Genomic DNA, 443 nt, shown 5'->3' with positions numbered 1-443 from the left:
GACGTGACCGGCAGCGGTGAGGCGCATTGCTAATCGCATGGCGGCCGTGCTCTTGCCAGAGCCGGCTGTGCCTGTGATTGTTAAAAGCGAGGCGCGCTTTGCTCCTTCGGGTATTTTTCGGTGGGCAAGTAGCTCATCTGTTTTGGTGTAGATTTCACTGTCGATGCTGCGTTCGATGGCTCGGCCTGCTTGAATGTCGGACCAGTCTGGCTCGTCGCCGAGAAGAAATATTGACGGGGTTGTTCTTGGTGAGGCTATGAGAGCAGAGACATCCGAGGGAACTGAGGGCGCGCGTCCACTGCTAGCCGCACCGGCCCCTAATGCAGTTAAGCCCTTTGATGTGGTCGAACGAAGTTGATTGAGGAACTGGTCAATGAATTCGGCAGTCTTTAGTTGGATCCATTCTACGTTGTATTCTCCGAGCAGGAGTTGACGTGCTCGCG

1 protein-coding gene is annotated in these 443 nt (G+C 55.1%); it reads right to left on the bottom strand.

The window, feature by feature from the left end; all coding sequences use genetic code 11:
- The coding region (locus D7Y04_RS46175; RefSeq protein ID WP_233601862.1) for a hypothetical protein at positions 1–443 on the bottom strand (443 nt) is incomplete at both ends.

Origin of the sequence: Corallococcus sp. AB038B (assembly GCF_003668955.1) — a bacterium.
GTDB lineage: Bacteria > Myxococcota > Myxococcia > Myxococcales > Myxococcaceae > Corallococcus > Corallococcus exiguus.
The sequence above is the reverse complement of the archived record's forward strand: the minus strand, read 5'-3'. Positions and strand labels throughout refer to the sequence as shown.